Here is a 15374-nt window from a genome sequence, read left to right on the forward strand (position 1 = left end):
TTTTCCATAAGATATGTATGGAATATGGCATTTGTGCGATCGGTCAAAGTTATGACTATTCTTTGACCTTTTAGACCTGATTCTACCGAAATAACCCCTCTATTCTAATGATTGGTCATGGCATCAAGTTCCTAAAAAATGCTAGACTACGGCACCTGATAAATCTCGCGTATTCCTTGTGACGAGATTTTTAATAGGATGTTGCGATTTTGATGTTTAAAACAACATCAAAACCGGACACTGATGTCGTGTCTAAAAGTTACGCAATCAAAAGAATCTTTTTCCCGATAAAAGTAGTGCAAGTGCGTATGATTACAATAAAGAAGGGCTTGGATCTTCCTATCGCAGGAACTCCATCCCAGGTGATTAATGATGGTAAGACCATCAAAAAAGTCGCCTTGCTTGGCGAAGAGTACGTTGGCATGCGTCCTACCATGCATGTCCGCGTTGGTGATGAAGTGAAAAAAGCGCAAGTTCTTTTTGAAGATAAAAAGAACCCTGGCGTGAAATTTACTGCACCAGCAGCCGGTAAAGTGATCGAAGTTAACCGTGGCGCTAAACGTGTCCTTCAATCTGTAGTGATTGAAGTGGCAGGTGAAGAGCAGGTGACATTTGATAAGTTCGAAGCCGCTCAACTTTCAGGTCTAGATCGTGAAGTGATCAAGACTCAGTTGGTTGACTCTGGCCTATGGACCGCTTTACGTACTCGTCCGTTTAGCAAGGTTCCTGCAATCGAGTCTTCTACTAAGGCTATTTTCGTAACTGCAATGGATACTAATCCATTAGCAGCTAAGCCTGAGTTGATCATTAATGAGCAACAAGAAGCATTCATTGCTGGTCTAGACATTCTTTCAGCCCTGACAGAAGGCAAGGTTTACGTATGTAAATCTGGCACTAGTTTGCCACGCTCTTCACAGTCTAACGTAGAAGAACACGTCTTCGATGGCCCTCACCCAGCAGGTCTTGCTGGCACCCACATGCATTTCCTATACCCAGTGAATGCAGAAAATGTGGCATGGAGCATCAACTACCAAGACGTTATCGCGTTCGGTAAGCTGTTCCTAACTGGTGAGCTATACACAGATCGTGTTGTGTCTCTAGCTGGTCCAGTTGTGAATAACCCTCGTCTAGTTCGTACCGTAATCGGTGCAAGCTTGGATGACCTAACAGATAACGAGCTGATGCCTGGCGAAGTTCGTGTGATTTCTGGTTCTGTACTGACAGGTACACATGCAACTGGTCCACACGCATACCTTGGCCGTTACCATCAACAGGTTTCTGTATTACGTGAAGGCCGTGAAAAAGAACTATTTGGCTGGGCAATGCCTGGTAAGAATAAGTTCTCGGTAACTCGCTCTTTCCTTGGTCACGTATTCAAAGGTCAGTTGTTCAATATGACAACGACGACCAATGGTAGTGATCGTTCAATGGTTCCAATTGGCAACTACGAACGCGTAATGCCTCTAGATATGGAGCCTACTCTGCTGCTTCGTGATCTATGTGCAGGTGATACAGACAGTGCTCAAGCACTGGGTGCGCTTGAACTGGATGAAGAAGATCTAGCATTGTGTACCTTTGTATGTCCAGGTAAGTACGAGTACGGTACGTTACTTCGTGAATGCCTAGATACTATCGAGAAGGAAGGGTAATTTTCATGGCTCTTAAAAAGTTTCTTGAAGACATCGAGCATCATTTTGAGCCTGGTGGTAAACACGAAAAATGGTTTGCCCTGTACGAAGCTGTAGCAACAGTTTTTTACACGCCAGGTATCGTAACAAATAAAAGCTCGCACGTTCGTGATAGCGTTGACCTAAAACGTATCATGATCATGGTTTGGTTTGCGGTATTCCCAGCAATGTTCTGGGGTATGTACAACGCAGGTGGCCAAGCTATTGCAGCGCTTAACCACATGTACGCTGGTGATCAACTAGCGACAGTTATCTCTGGTAACTGGCACTACTGGCTAACTGAAATGCTGGGCGGAACGATTGCCGCTGATGCAGGGGTTGGCAGTAAGATGCTACTAGGTGCGACCTACTTCCTACCTATCTACGCAACAGTATTCCTTGTTGGTGGTTTCTGGGAAGTGCTTTTCTGTATGGTGCGTAAGCACGAAGTAAACGAAGGCTTCTTTGTTACTTCTATCTTGTTCGCACTTATCGTTCCACCAACGCTACCTCTATGGCAAGCGGCACTAGGTATCACATTTGGTGTTGTTGTTGCGAAGGAGATCTTCGGTGGTACAGGTCGTAACTTCCTTAACCCTGCACTTGCAGGTCGTGCATTCCTATTCTTCGCTTACCCAGCGCAAATCTCGGGTGACGTAGTATGGACTGCAGCTGACGGCTTCTCTGGTGCAACTGCTCTTAGCCAATGGGCTCAAGGTGGTAACGGTGCTCTAGTTAACACAGTAACTGGTTCTCCTATCACTTGGATGGACGCTTTCATCGGTAACATCCCTGGCTCTATTGGTGAAGTATCGACTCTAGCTCTAATGATCGGTGCAGCGATGATCGTTTACATGCGAATCGCTTCATGGCGCATCATTGCGGGCGTAATGATCGGTATGATTGCAGTATCGACTCTGTTTAACGTGATCGGTTCTGACACTAACCCAATGTTCAACATGCCATGGCACTGGCACCTAGTTCTAGGTGGTTTTGCATTCGGTATGTTCTTCATGGCAACGGACCCAGTATCAGCGTCATTTACTAACAAAGGTAAATGGTGGTACGGCATCCTGATTGGTGCAATGTGTGTGATGATCCGTGTAGTTAACCCGGCGTACCCAGAAGGTATGATGCTGGCGATTCTATTCGCGAACCTATTCGCACCTCTGTTCGACCATGTAGTGATTGAGAAGAACATCAAGCGGAGACTAGCACGCTATGGCAAGTAATAACGACAGCATTAAAAAGACGCTGGGTGTTGTTATCGGGTTGAGCCTTGTTTGTTCAATCATCGTATCAACAGCAGCAGTAGGTCTGCGTGATAAGCAAAAAGCTAACGCTGTCCTAGATAAGCAATCAAAGATCGTTGAAGTTGCAGGCATTGACGCGAACGGTAAGAAAGTACCAGAGCTATTTGCTGAGTACATCGAACCTCGTCTGGTAGACCTTGAAACAGGTAACTTTACTGAGGGTAATGCATCTACGTACGATCAGCGTGAAGCATCAAAAGATGCAGAACGTTCAATCGCATTGACACCAGAAGAAGACGTCGCTGATATCCGTCGTCGTGCGAATACAGCAGTGGTGTACTTAGTAAAAGACCAAGATGAAGTCCAAAAAGTTATCTTGCCTATGCACGGTAAAGGACTATGGTCGATGATGTATGCCTTTGTAGCCGTTGAAACTGATGGTAACACTGTGTCTGCTATTACTTACTACGAGCAAGGTGAAACTCCTGGACTTGGTGGTGAAGTAGAGAACCCTTCATGGCGTGATCAATTCATTGGCAAGAAATTGTACAATGAAGATCATCAGCCAGCGATTAAGGTCGTGAAAGGCGGCGCACCGCAAGGTTCTGAGCACGGTGTTGATGGCCTATCAGGAGCAACGCTCACTAGTAATGGTGTTCAACACACATTTGACTTCTGGTTAGGTGACAAGGGCTTTGGTCCTTTCCTAGCAAAAGTTCGTGACGGAGAACTTAACTAATGTCTAGTGCACAAAACGTTAAAAAGAGCATTCTAGCGCCAGTATTGGATAACAACCCAATCGCGCTACAAGTTCTTGGTGTATGTTCTGCTCTTGCAGTAACAACTAAACTAGAAACAGCTTTTGTAATGACGCTAGCGGTAACATTTGTAACTGCGCTGTCTAACTTCTCTGTTTCATTGATCCGTAACCACATTCCTAACAGTGTGCGTATCATCGTTCAGATGGCAATTATCGCATCGCTAGTAATCGTGGTAGACCAGGTGCTAAAAGCTTACCTATACGATATATCTAAACAGCTATCTGTATTCGTTGGTCTGATTATCACTAACTGTATCGTAATGGGTCGTGCTGAAGCATTCGCAATGAAGTCTGCGCCAGTACCATCTCTTATTGACGGTATTGGTAACGGTCTAGGTTACGGTTTCGTTCTTATCACTGTAGGTTTCTTCCGTGAGCTATTTGGCTCAGGCAAGCTATTTGGCCTAGAAGTTCTACCTCTAGTGAGCAACGGTGGTTGGTACCAGCCTAACGGCCTAATGCTACTAGCACCATCAGCATTCTTCCTAATCGGCTTCCTTATCTGGGTAATCCGTATTCTGAAACCAGAACAAGTAGAAGCGAAGGAGTAAGGACGTCATGGAACATTACATTAGTCTGTTAGTTAAATCGATTTTCATCGAAAACATGGCTCTGTCTTTCTTCCTAGGTATGTGTACTTTCCTTGCCGTATCTAAGAAGGTTAAGACCTCTTTCGGCCTAGGTGTTGCAGTTGTGGTAGTACTGACTATCGCTGTTCCTGTGAACAACCTAGTATACAACCTAGTTCTGAGAGAGAACGCGTTAGTTGAGGGCGTGGACCTTAGCTTCCTAAACTTCATCACCTTTATCGGTGTAATTGCAGCACTTGTACAGATTCTAGAGATGGTTCTAGACCGTTTCTTCCCACCTTTGTACAACGCGCTAGGCATCTTCCTACCGCTGATCACAGTAAACTGTGCAATCTTCGGTGGTGTATCTTTCATGGTACAACGTGACTACAACTTTGCTGAATCTATCGTTTACGGTTTCGGCTCTGGTGTGGGCTGGATGCTGGCAATCGTTGCTCTTGCAGGTATCCGTGAGAAGATGAAGTACTCTGACGTACCTCCAGGTCTACGTGGTCTTGGTATCACATTTATCACTGTAGGTCTTATGGCGTTAGGCTTTATGTCTTTCTCTGGTGTTCAACTGTAAGTCGGGTAAACCGCAACAATTAAGGAATAGTCAATGGACATTATTCTTGGTGTAGTGATGTTTACTCTGATCGTACTTGCACTAGTACTAGTGATTCTTTTCGCTAAGTCTAAGCTTGTACCAACAGGTGACATTACAATTTCTGTGAACGATGACCCTTCTCTGGCGATCGTTACACAACCAGGTGGTAAGCTACTGAGTGCTCTAGCCGGTGCTGGCGTATTCGTATCTTCTGCTTGTGGTGGCGGTGGCTCATGTGGTCAGTGTCGCGTAAAAGTTAAATCAGGTGGTGGCGACATCCTACCAACCGAGCTTGACCATATTACTAAAGGTGAAGCTCGTGAAGGTGAGCGTCTAGCGTGTCAGGTTGCAATGAAAACTGACATGGACATCGAGCTTCCTGAAGAAATCTTTGGCGTTAAGAAGTGGGAATGTACCGTTATCTCTAACGATAACAAAGCGACATTCATCAAAGAGCTTAAGCTACAAATTCCAGATGGCGAATCAGTACCTTTCCGTGCTGGTGGTTACATCCAGATTGAAGCACCTGCTCACCACGTGAAATACGCAGACTACGATATTCCTGAGGAATACCGTGAAGACTGGGAGAAGTTCAACCTTTTCCGTTACGAGTCTAAAGTTAACGAAGAGACAATCCGTGCATACTCAATGGCTAACTACCCGGAAGAGCACGGTATCATCATGCTTAACGTTCGTATCGCAACTCCGCCGCCGAACAACCCAGACGTACCACCAGGTATCATGTCTTCGTACATCTGGTCTCTAAAAGAAGGCGACAAGTGTACTATTTCTGGTCCATTTGGTGAGTTCTTTGCGAAAGATACAGATGCAGAAATGGTATTCGTAGGTGGTGGTGCTGGTATGGCTCCAATGCGCTCACACATCTTCGACCAACTTAAGCGTCTACACTCTAAGCGTAAGATGTCTTTCTGGTACGGCGCACGTTCTAAGCGTGAAATGTTCTACGTAGAAGACTTCGATATGCTACAAGCTGAGAATGACAACTTCGTATGGCACTGTGCACTGTCTGATCCACTTCCAGAAGATAACTGGGATGGTTACACTGGCTTTATTCACAACGTTCTTTACGAGAACTACCTACGTGATCACGAAGCGCCAGAAGACTGTGAATACTACATGTGTGGTCCACCTATGATGAACGCTGCTGTTATCGGCATGCTAAAAGATCTAGGTGTAGAGGATGAAAACATTCTACTAGATGACTTCGGTGGTTAATCCCTCCAAGTGATTGAATCTATGGCTAGCTCTCTAAGAGCTAGCCATTATTTTTTGTAGAAGTAAAAATAATATTCAACAGTTGATATAGGTAATTGGATTTAAGTAATCGGTCCCATTCCCCATATCAATTCAACAACATTGGGAGTTAACAAGTGAAAACGTGGCTTGTTGCATTCGCTTCTCTATTGATTTTGGCTGGCTGTGAGCAGCCAGCAGATCAAATTCATCTAAGTGGCCCTACCATGGGGACTTCTTATAACATCAAATATATCGAGCAAGATGGTATTCCTACGCCAAAAGCGATGCAGACGGAAATTGATCGCTTACTGGAAGAAGTCAATGACCAAATGTCGACCTACCGTGATGATTCAGAATTAAGTCGCTTTAACCAGCATCAAACGAGTGAGCCATTTACTGTATCGACACAAACAGCAACCGTAGTCAAAGAAGCGATTCGTCTCAACGGTCTTACTTTAGGCGCATTGGATGTGACAGTCGGTCCTTTAGTTAACCTGTGGGGCTTTGGCCCAGAAGCTCGCCCTGATGTCGTTCCTACAGATGAAGAGCTAGCGGCACGCAAAGCCAATACTGGCATTCACCACCTATCTGTTGATGGCAATAAATTGTCCAAAGATATTCCTAACTTGTATGTCGATTTATCAACTATTGCTAAAGGTTGGGGGGTTGACGTGGTTGCTGACTACCTTCAATCTGAAGGGGTTCATAACTTCATGGTAGAAGTGGGCGGCGAAATGCGCCTCAAAGGCGTGAATCGTGAAGGCGTGCCGTGGCGCATAGCGATTGAAAAGCCGACTATTGATGAGCGCTCAATTCAAGAAATTATTGAGCCAGGGGACATGGCAATTGCAACAAGTGGTGACTATCGTAATTACTTTGAGAGTAATGGTGTGAGATACTCTCATATTATTAATCCACGAACAGGCAAACCTATTCATCATAAAGTGGTGTCTGTAACGGTATTAGATAAATCGTCGATGACTGCTGATGGTCTTGCAACTGGTCTTATGGTGCTAGGTGAAGACAAAGGCATGGCAATTGCGAACGAAAATAATATTCCTGTTTTCATGATTGTGAAGACGGAAAATGGTTTTAAAGAGCTGGCTTCGGAAGCATACAAGCCGTTCATGAAGAAATAACAACAGAAGTGAGCATGTTCTTATGAGTACATTTCTAATTACGTTTGCAGTTTTTGTTGCGGTAATCGCAGCGATGGCTGTTGGCTACATCTTCCAGAAGAAAGTAGTGAAGGGTAGCTGTGGCGGTCTTGGTGCAGTAGGTATTGAGAAAGTATGTAACTGTCCAGAACCATGTGACGCGCGTAAGAAACGTGAAGCACGTGAAGCGGCGCGAGCTGAGAAATTGGCTGCATGGGAAAAAGATCGAATTGCTTAAGTATCGATCATCCAAATAGTAATATAAAATAACCCAGCCAAAGCTGGGTTTTTTTATATTTCTCGCTCTACTTCTCTGAGAGTTTATACTTTGCTTGCTACGTTTAATCTAGGATGACCGGAAGCTTAAGTCGGTGCAGACTTCACAGCCAAGTCATTTCCCTTTAATCACCGTACTTAACTGTTATTTGGTTATATACTCAAACTAAAGCGCGTCAACTTAGGAGGAAATATGGAAATGCATCAACACGGTATGGCTGAATTGTTTCAACAACTAGGCCTCGGCAGCTCTCCTCAAGAGATAAAGGACTTTATTAACGAACATCGGCACAAAAGAGCTTCAGCCCCTCTGCATGAAGCCAGCTTTTGGACAAGTTCGCAGGCCACATTTCTCAAACAAGCCATTGAAGAAGACGCAGACTGGGCAGAGTTGGTCGATCAGCTTGATGTGATGTTACGAGATTAAAGCACGTCTACAAACTCTCATTTCTATCAAGGCAGATTTAATTTATACTGTTTTTTTGAACAGTATTTGATGGCTATGTCAGACCGAATTAGAAAAATCATTCACGTCGATATGGATTGTTTTTATGCTGCCGTTGAGATGAGAGATAATCCTAGTTACCGTGGCATTGCACTCGCCGTTGGCGGTCATGAAAAACAGCGTGGCGTGATTAGCACCTGTAATTATGAGGCGCGCAAATATGGCGTTCGTAGTGCAATGTCAACGGCGCGTGCATTGCAACTCTGCCCCCATCTACTGGTCGTTCCCGGTCGAATGCACGTGTACAAACAAGTCTCTCAGCAGATTCGTGCTATTTTTGAGCGTTATACGCCTATCATTGAACCTCTATCATTAGATGAAGCATACCTCGATGTTACGGACTCGACAGCTTGTCGTGGCTCCGCAACGTTGATCGCAGAGTCTATTCGACGCGACATTTGGAATGAGCTTGGGCTGACGGCATCGGCGGGCATTGCACCGATTAAGTTCCTTGCCAAAGTCGCCTCTGATATGAATAAACCCAACGGTCAGTTTGTTATCCCGCCAGATAAGGTCCAGGAAGTTATCGATACACTTCCGCTGGAAAACATTCCTGGAGTAGGGAAGGTGAGTCTTGAGAAGCTACATCAAGCGGGCTTTTATCGATGTGAGGATATTAAAAACAGCGACTATCGTGAATTGCTGAGGCAGTTTGGTCGTCAGGGGGCCTCTTTATGGCAGCGTAGCCATGGAATTGATAATCGAGAAGTCGTTGTTGAGCGCGAGAGAAAATCCGTCGGTGTGGAACGGACATTCAGCCAGAATATCTCGAGCTATGATGAATGTTGGCAAGTGATCGAGGATAAACTTTATCCTGAACTCGAGAAACGCTTAGAGCGTGCAAGCCCAGATAAATCGATTATTAAACAAGGTATTAAAGTTAAATTTGCCGACTTTCAACTGACAACAATTGAGCATATCCATCCGCAATTAGAGCTTGAGGACTTCAAGATCTTGCTAAGAGATATTCTTAAGCGCCAAAACGGACGGGAAATACGCCTTTTAGGCTTGAACGTGATGCTCAAGCCCGAGAACCAAGCGCGTCAATTGAGCTTTTTCTAGGCTCTTACTGCTTCTACCTGAGCTAATACTTGTTCAAAGCTTGTGTTGGCCATCGCACCATAACCCGCCAGTTTTGAAGCTTTTAGCTGGCTAATTAAAGGGGTACTAATTCCACACAAGAAGCGGGCGACAGCATCATTGCTGATAGCTGAAGGGGAGAGCTGAATAAATTCCTGCACCCACATTGCTACTTGAGGTGGCTCAATATCCTCACTTTGTGGTGTTGGGAACGAAGCGACTTGACCACGACACACGGAGCAGTGACCACATTGCTTTGGTGCATTGTGATCAGAAAAGTAGTTCGCCAATTGTGAGCTCAAACAGTGCTCTGACTGGAACAAGCGCAGCATAGTGTGAATTCTTTCGATATCTTTGCTTTCTTTGGATTGGAACAGTTCATACAGTTGTTGGATTAAAACATCAGAACTCTGTGTGGTTGGCAAAACAGAGTACACGTCGGTCAGTTGTTTGCTCTCTAGCTCTATCCAACCATTCTGGTGAAAATAGTCGAGGGCTGCGACAACTCGGCTGCGTTCCGGTTGATAGTTCATCCATAACGCTTCTAGGTCAACTTGGCACCACACTTTGGCTTTTTGCGAGCAGGAGAAAATAGCCTCCACGAATTGACGTCGCTCGCCTTGAAATTGATTCACAATAAATTGCTGATCGTGCAAAAACTTAAAGCGATATTCCGCAAAGTAACTGTATTTTGCTTCAATGAGTTTATGTAGCTCCAAATAAACCAACAAGGTTTTGAGTGGTAATTGGCGGATATTACTTTCACGTGATAAGCGCAGTGGCACTACCTCCCATTGTGGAGCATGTTCTTTCGCTTGCTCGACTACATAGTTAATCGAGGTTAGTTCAGGTGTGTCACCATAGACAAAGTTTTCCAACACCGTTAAGCCGGACGTATTGCCCAGCAGAATGCACTCAGAACGTTGCCCGTCCCTGCCTGCACGTCCAATCTCTTGTGCGTAGTTCTCGATCGATTTGGGTAAGTCGAAGTGAATGACGCGGCGGATATCAGATTTATCGACCCCCATACCAAATGCAATCGTTGCAACAATACAGTCAATTTGGCTATCCATGAACTGCTGTTGGATTTGTTCACGAACGTCGCTTTTCATGCCGGCGTGGTAGGCGTGAGCATTAATGCCAATACGGATTAGTGACTTTGCTACTTGCTCTGCTGTCTGCTGTTGTGTCACGTATACGATAGTCGGAAGCTTAGGTGAAGAGGCGATGATCTCACTTAGCTTTTCTTGTTTCGTTGCTTCCTCGCACGGGATCACCGAGATATCCAGATTGGGGCGGTAGAAGCCTGTAACGGTAATATGTTCACTGGCAATATCGAACTTTTGTTTCATGTCTTCAATAACTGCGGGCGTTGCTGTTGCAGTGAGAAGCAAAGATTGTGGAATGTTCAGTTCACGTTGATATTGCGGTAGCTTGAGATAATCAGGGCGGAAGTTATGTCCCCATTCGGAAATACAGTGCGCTTCATCAACCACCATCAAAGAGATCGGTACTTGGCGAATGAACTCACGAAAACGCTCGTTTTTTAGGCGCTCAACAGAAATCATCAATATTTTGATCTGTCCATTTTTTACCCCTGCCATGACGCGTTGTGACTCTTCTCTGCTTTGACTGCTATCGATAGAAGCGGCCGGGATCCCTTTACTTTGCAAAAAGTTCAGCTGATCTTTCATTAACGCCAACAACGGCGAGATCACCAACGTAAGATTGGGCAATACGGTTGCTGGCAATTGGTAACAGAGAGACTTACCCGAACCTGTAGGAAAGATGGCCGCAGCAGAGTAACCATTCATAACCGCTTCAATTACGGGTTGTTGACCTTGGCGTAATGAGTCAAAACCAAATACGGATTGAAGTGTTTGATGCAGCGAGTCACTTTGCATAATAGGGAAACCTTTCTTTGATGGTAAACTTAGGTACATTAACACACCCTGAGTGCCAAACGCGCGTCCTAAAAGTATGAATAAAGCTGACTTAGTCCAAATTATCATCCAACATCTGGAAGAAAAACTTCAAGTGGCCCATGCATCGGCTCAGCGAGCCATTGATGCCGCGACAGATGAAGAAACTGTTCCCGAGCATAAGTACGATACGTTAGCACTTGAAGCCGCGTATCTTGCTCATGGACAAGCTATGCGAATCCAAGAGAGTGAAGACGAGCTGCGTCAATATCGCGCTCTAGTGACTCGCGACTTTAAAGGCGCACCTGTTGGTGTAGGTGCTTACGTCGTTCTCGCAGATGAGAATTTGCTTGAAAAGCACTTCTTTGTAGGCCCTTGTTCTGGTGGTCTGACTGTTAAATATCAGGCTCAGGAAGTTTTTGTCTTAACAGCAAAATCTCCTCTTGGTCGAGCGTTATTCGGGAAAGAAGAAGGCGATGAGATTGATGTAAAAATAGGAGATAAAACAACTTGTTACGAAGTCGTGACGGTTTGCTGACATCTCATGTATCACTCAGTGTTATGTTTAACACGAGTAATGTTAAATAAAAGAGAATGACATGAAAAAGCTTCTTACACTTTTATTGCTGATGGTCAGTGCAACTGGTTATGCAGCGCAGTGTCGTGTGGACATCAATAATGAAGTTCGTATGGATGGACAAAGCTTGGAAATTAGCCAAGCGACGGGTGACAAAGCGGTCGTGGATGAAGATAACAACCTTTTCATCAAAGGTGAGCTAATTGAACTCAATGCCGACCAAAAAGCGGCAATTGAAGACTATCGCGAAAAAATGAACGCGTATATTCCACAAGCAAAGCAGTTGGCGAGTGATGGTTTAGCGCTTGCAAATGACATCATCGATGATGTCGCGGAAAGCCTAGACGCACCTGGCGCGTTTGATAACGTCAAAGTCGCAGTGCAGGACTTTTTCGCTGATGTTGAATCACGTTACTACAAAGATGGCGATTTCATTCTACCAGCGGAAAGTTTTGAGTCCATGACACAAGGGTGGACTGAAGACTTTGCAAAAGCACAAGAGATCTTCAATAAAGAGTTTTTAGCGAGTTCGTTGGATGCTTTATCGAAAAAAATGAAGGAAGAGGGGGGAATAAACCTCACTGCATTATCGGAGAGTATGGCTGAACTCAGCGCGAAAGTAGAAGAGCGTTTAGCTGAGCATTCGAAAGAGGTAGAGCAACAAGCAGAAGACTTGTGTGACTCGTTGGATGACATGGCAGGGCAAGAAGACGATTTGTTGAAGAAAATCCCTGAGCTAAAAGATTACCGAGTATTTACGATTTAATTACCCTTCAAAAAGTAGAACTCAATGGTATAAAGAAAGAGAGCACAATTGTGCTCTCTTTTCGTTTTTACTTACTTGAACAAGTAATGAAAGCAAGACGATATTTCCGTTTTACCCGCTTGTTCTTTGATAGCTTATTGCGCGTTCATCTCGGTGAGCTTATCGCCGACAGGTTTTGAGAAATTAAAACCATCATACTGATCCCAGTTGATAGACCACGTCATTACCCCTGCATAATTCGGGTAATTGAACGCTGGCTTAACGGTGCCGCATGAAGTGCCTTTGGTTAAACAATCTAGTGCGCTGATAATATTCTGTGTCGGAGCCTGACCTGAATTTGCCGAGCTAGGACCTGAAGGTAAGCCGATTGCGACTTGATCATCACGTAGTGGTGCAAACTGAGTGCCGTCGGCCAATTCAAAGCCTTCGATAAGCATTTTAGATTGCGCTACCATCATATCCACAGAGCCTTCTGGTGCACTGCCTGGCAGATATGGGTTTGGCAAACCACCGTTGTTATATAGCTGGACGTGAAGTAGGTCGAGCGTGCTGCGTGTCTCGTTAATCACAGGAATGTAAGCTCCCCAAATACCGCTGTAAGCCACATAGCCGCCTTGAACATAAGGATGCTCAGGTGCCATGGTTAGGTACATGTCGCCACCCATATTTTGCTCTATTTGAAGCAAAGCACGACCAAGGCGAGCTTGAATTTGCGAGCCATGAACCAAGTTAGATCCACTCTCTAAATCCACATCAAGACCATCAAAGCCCCACTCAGCGATAAGACCTGTTAGGCTAGAGACAAAGTTGGCTTCGTCTTGATCGGTATTCAGCGTAATAGTGCCTTCTGCGCCACCAAGAGAGAGAACAAACTTCTTACCCTTCGCTTGAAGCGCAGCCATGTCTTGCTTGAATTGCGTTGGGTCGAGCGCTGGACAATCGCTGTAAATATCGCCTGAATATAGATTAAAGTGCACGGTACCATCGCTGTTGCGGTCATTCTCGGCGAAGGCAATATCAATCACATCCCACGCATCAGCCATATCCGCTAGACGAATTGGACAGCCAGCCCCATTTACAAAATTGTGCCAGTAACCGATGAGTTTATGACGTTTCTCTGCTTGCTCAACCACCGTTATTGCTGCTGCGTCAGACAATGCATTGCTTCCTGACAAATCCACAGCTTGGGCGCTAACTGTAAAGTTACCAAGTGCAGTTGGTGTCCAGTTGGCTGTGTAAGGTGCCGTGGTATCGGTTGCAACAATAGAGCCGTTGATCATGAAATCAACGTGTTTAATGCCTGAGGTTAAAGATGTTGCATCGGCACTTAATGCGAGGTTTTTGCCTAAGCCGACGGTTTGACCGCTACTTGGTGAAGTCAGTGAGACGACCAAATCTTTATCGCTGACTTCCACACCAACCAAGGACTCTGACGTGTTGTTATCATTATCGGTTGCGACGGCTTTAAGCTGGTTAGAGCCAATAAGTGTGGCGTTCCAAGTAACGGAATATGGTGCTTGAGTGGTGACCCCTAAGCTGGTGTTGTTCGCAAAAAACTCAACTTGCGTGACGGTGCCATCAGCATCGCTTGCGTTAGCCGTGATTTCGTTATTGCTGCCAGCGAGCACGACTTGTCCATCCGTTGGTGCCGTAATGGTAACTTGCGGTGGCGTCGAACAAGCACCTAGGCCACTCCAAGCATCTTGCCAGTATAACCCTTCACCTGGCTCGTAAGCCCATGTCGCATCCGAGGAACACCAACCAGCAACATCACAACGATATTTTTGGTTGAAGTGAGAAACCAGGTCGCCAACTTGATAACTCGTGCCCGCCGCGTAAGGCACTGCATCTGAACATCCGCCCGTCCCTGTTTCTGAATTACTAACAACAAGCGTTACTTCTTGGCTCATGGTTGCGAGGTATGTGTCATCAGTCGCTTGTGCTTTAAACGAATGTGTACCAGCATTCGCGGTCCATTGATATTCGTAAGGTACGCTGGTATCAATCGCAACGGATTGATTGTTCACGAAGAACTCAACTTGTGTGACCACACCATCAATATCATCAGCTTGAGCGGCCACCGTGAGGTTCCCACCCACGTTAAGCGCTTCCGTTCCCGATGGGCTTGTCAGTGAAATGCTAGGTGGTGGCAACTCGACTTGTGGTTGAACTTGGATAGAAATCGTCGTGGTGGTAACGGCTCCCTCATTATCGGTCGCAATTGCGGTCAATTGCGAGACACCTTCAATAGCGGTCCAAGATGCTTCGAATGGTGCTTGAGTTACCACAGCAACCGTTTGGTTGCCTGCAACAAACTCAACTTGTGCGATTTGGCCATCTTCGTCGGCAGCGTTGGCTAGCAAGGTGATCGCACTGCCTTCGGGAATTTGTGCGTTGTTTGTTGGAGAGGAGAATGACACTGTTGGCTCTAGGTTGTTGCTTCCACCATCACATTGCCCTAACGCTTTCCATGCCTCCCAAGCCCCTGAATTGGTAACAGGGTCATTGCCTTGCGTCCAATACGCGGCCTCGTAAGCGGCTCCTTGCGTTTTTACTAAAGTGCCCGATGTATAAGTCGCAGTGCTGTCCCAGTCGGGTAAGCTTTGGCAGTTATAGGCTTGAGCTTGGTAGCTGACGCTGAGTGCTGCAACCATCGCTCCGTGAAGTAGAGTGACCTTCATTTTCCTCTCCTTGAGTCATGGATATAAATGAGAACAGAGTAATAACTAGCTGATAAATAGACATAAGGGGGAAAAAGCGAAGCACAATATTCTGCTTTTCGACACAGTATCACGAGGAACTATTCGTTCCTTACACCAAAGCTCATTATTTTTCGGCTCACTTCACGATGGGAGAATCATAAATTCTAAGCGTGTGAAAAAGACAAAAGTCGCCAGGTCTTAGAATGATGAATGTGA

Annotated in this window: 14 protein-coding genes; 12 read left to right on the forward strand and 2 right to left on the reverse strand. The window is 45.4% G+C overall.

What is annotated here, in order from left to right:
• The first annotated feature begins 308 nt into the window (after positions 1-308).
• From MSG33_RS13480 to dinB, 10 genes are all read left to right on the forward strand, one after another.
• A complete protein-coding gene (locus tag MSG33_RS13480; RefSeq protein WP_041853022.1) occupies positions 309-1649 on the forward strand; it encodes a Na(+)-translocating NADH-quinone reductase subunit A in 1341 nt (446 codons plus the stop codon).
• Between the two features lie 5 nt (positions 1650-1654).
• A complete protein-coding gene (locus MSG33_RS13485; protein WP_006742551.1) occupies positions 1655-2899 on the forward strand; it encodes an NADH:ubiquinone reductase (Na(+)-transporting) subunit B in 1245 nt (414 codons plus the stop codon).
• Positions 2889-3659 carry a Na(+)-translocating NADH-quinone reductase subunit C gene (locus MSG33_RS13490; protein WP_006742550.1) on the forward strand — a complete coding sequence of 257 codons (771 nt, stop codon included), beginning with the start codon at positions 2889-2891 and terminating at the stop codon, positions 3657-3659. Before MSG33_RS13485 ends, MSG33_RS13490 begins: the two co-directional genes overlap by 11 nt.
• The gene (locus tag MSG33_RS13495; protein ID WP_005380269.1) at positions 3659-4291 is read left to right on the forward strand and encodes an NADH:ubiquinone reductase (Na(+)-transporting) subunit D; all 633 of its coding nucleotides are present in this window, start codon (positions 3659-3661) and stop codon (positions 4289-4291) included. The genes MSG33_RS13490 and MSG33_RS13495 overlap by 1 nt, the downstream gene beginning before the upstream one ends.
• Positions 4292-4298: 7 nt before the next feature.
• The gene (gene nqrE, locus MSG33_RS13500; protein ID WP_005380270.1) at positions 4299-4895 is read left to right on the forward strand and encodes an NADH:ubiquinone reductase (Na(+)-transporting) subunit E; all 597 of its coding nucleotides are present in this window, start codon (positions 4299-4301) and stop codon (positions 4893-4895) included.
• 33 nt (positions 4896-4928) lie between these two features.
• Positions 4929-6152 (forward strand): NADH:ubiquinone reductase (Na(+)-transporting) subunit F, encoded by a 1224-nt coding sequence (gene nqrF, locus MSG33_RS13505; RefSeq protein WP_005380271.1) that lies wholly within the window; start codon positions 4929-4931, stop codon positions 6150-6152.
• 155 nt (positions 6153-6307) lie between these two features.
• Positions 6308-7312, forward strand: a complete 1005-nt coding sequence (locus MSG33_RS13510; RefSeq protein ID WP_047008896.1) for an FAD:protein FMN transferase — start codon at positions 6308-6310, stop codon at positions 7310-7312.
• A gap of 22 nt (positions 7313-7334) precedes the next feature.
• Positions 7335-7568: a (Na+)-NQR maturation NqrM gene (nqrM, locus tag MSG33_RS13515; RefSeq protein ID WP_005436655.1), complete on the forward strand. Its 234-nt coding sequence runs from the start codon at positions 7335-7337 to the stop codon at positions 7566-7568.
• A gap of 231 nt (positions 7569-7799) precedes the next feature.
• Complete coding sequence (locus MSG33_RS13520; protein ID WP_012841486.1) at positions 7800-8033, forward strand: DUF2789 domain-containing protein; 234 nt, start codon at positions 7800-7802, stop codon at positions 8031-8033.
• Positions 8034-8144: 111 nt separating this feature from the next.
• On the forward strand, positions 8145-9173 hold the full coding sequence (dinB, locus tag MSG33_RS13525; protein WP_230198196.1) for a DNA polymerase IV: 1029 nt from the start codon (positions 8145-8147) through the stop codon (positions 9171-9173).
• On the opposite strand, the gene MSG33_RS13530 is transcribed toward dinB, so the two are convergent.
• Positions 9170-11095 carry a RecQ family ATP-dependent DNA helicase gene (locus MSG33_RS13530; RefSeq protein WP_248381423.1) on the reverse strand — a complete coding sequence of 642 codons (1926 nt, stop codon included), beginning with the start codon at positions 11093-11095 and terminating at the stop codon, positions 9170-9172. The two genes, dinB and MSG33_RS13530, sit on opposite strands and share 4 nt — an antisense overlap.
• A 76-nt stretch (positions 11096-11171) precedes the next feature.
• Here MSG33_RS13530 and MSG33_RS13535 point away from each other — a divergent pair, with 76 nt between their 5' ends.
• Both MSG33_RS13535 and MSG33_RS13540 read left to right on the forward strand, forming a co-directional pair.
• On the forward strand, positions 11172-11651 hold the full coding sequence (locus MSG33_RS13535) for a GreA/GreB family elongation factor (protein WP_054867209.1): 480 nt from the start codon (positions 11172-11174) through the stop codon (positions 11649-11651).
• 61 nt (positions 11652-11712) lie between these two features.
• Positions 11713-12456: a YggN family protein gene (locus MSG33_RS13540; RefSeq protein ID WP_074191710.1), complete on the forward strand. Its 744-nt coding sequence runs from the start codon at positions 11713-11715 to the stop codon at positions 12454-12456.
• 134 nt (positions 12457-12590) lie between these two features.
• On the opposite strand, the gene MSG33_RS13545 is transcribed toward MSG33_RS13540, so the two are convergent.
• Positions 12591-15137, reverse strand: a complete 2547-nt coding sequence (locus tag MSG33_RS13545) for an Ig-like domain-containing protein (RefSeq protein WP_248381277.1) — start codon at positions 15135-15137, stop codon at positions 12591-12593.
• Positions 15138-15374 lie beyond the last annotated feature (237 nt).

It is taken from the genome of Vibrio sp. 1CM7H (assembly GCF_023161645.1).
In the GTDB taxonomy this organism is placed as follows: Bacteria; Pseudomonadota; Gammaproteobacteria; order Enterobacterales; family Vibrionaceae; genus Vibrio; species Vibrio diabolicus.

Coding starts and splice junctions, on each gene's coding strand:
- MSG33_RS13540 (WP_074191710.1), top strand. CDS start 11,713: ATGAAAAAGCTTCTTACACTTTTATTGCTGATGGTCAGTGCAACTGGT.
- nqrF (WP_005380271.1), top strand. CDS start 4,929: ATGGACATTATTCTTGGTGTAGTGATGTTTACTCTGATCGTACTTGCA.
- dinB (WP_230198196.1), top strand. CDS start 8,145: ATGGATTGTTTTTATGCTGCCGTTGAGATGAGAGATAATCCTAGTTAC.
- MSG33_RS13530 (WP_248381423.1), bottom strand. CDS start 11,095: ATGCAAAGTGACTCGCTGCATCAAACACTTCAATCCGTATTTGGTTTT.
- MSG33_RS13485 (WP_006742551.1), top strand. CDS start 1,655: ATGGCTCTTAAAAAGTTTCTTGAAGACATCGAGCATCATTTTGAGCCT.
- MSG33_RS13520 (WP_012841486.1), top strand. CDS start 7,800: ATGGAAATGCATCAACACGGTATGGCTGAATTGTTTCAACAACTAGGC.
- MSG33_RS13480 (WP_041853022.1), top strand. CDS start 309: ATGATTACAATAAAGAAGGGCTTGGATCTTCCTATCGCAGGAACTCCA.
- MSG33_RS13545 (WP_248381277.1), bottom strand. CDS start 15,137: ATGAAGGTCACTCTACTTCACGGAGCGATGGTTGCAGCACTCAGCGTC.
- nqrE (WP_005380270.1), top strand. CDS start 4,299: ATGGAACATTACATTAGTCTGTTAGTTAAATCGATTTTCATCGAAAAC.
- nqrM (WP_005436655.1), top strand. CDS start 7,335: ATGAGTACATTTCTAATTACGTTTGCAGTTTTTGTTGCGGTAATCGCA.
- MSG33_RS13490 (WP_006742550.1), top strand. CDS start 2,889: ATGGCAAGTAATAACGACAGCATTAAAAAGACGCTGGGTGTTGTTATC.
- MSG33_RS13535 (WP_054867209.1), top strand. CDS start 11,172: ATGAATAAAGCTGACTTAGTCCAAATTATCATCCAACATCTGGAAGAA.
- MSG33_RS13495 (WP_005380269.1), top strand. CDS start 3,659: ATGTCTAGTGCACAAAACGTTAAAAAGAGCATTCTAGCGCCAGTATTG.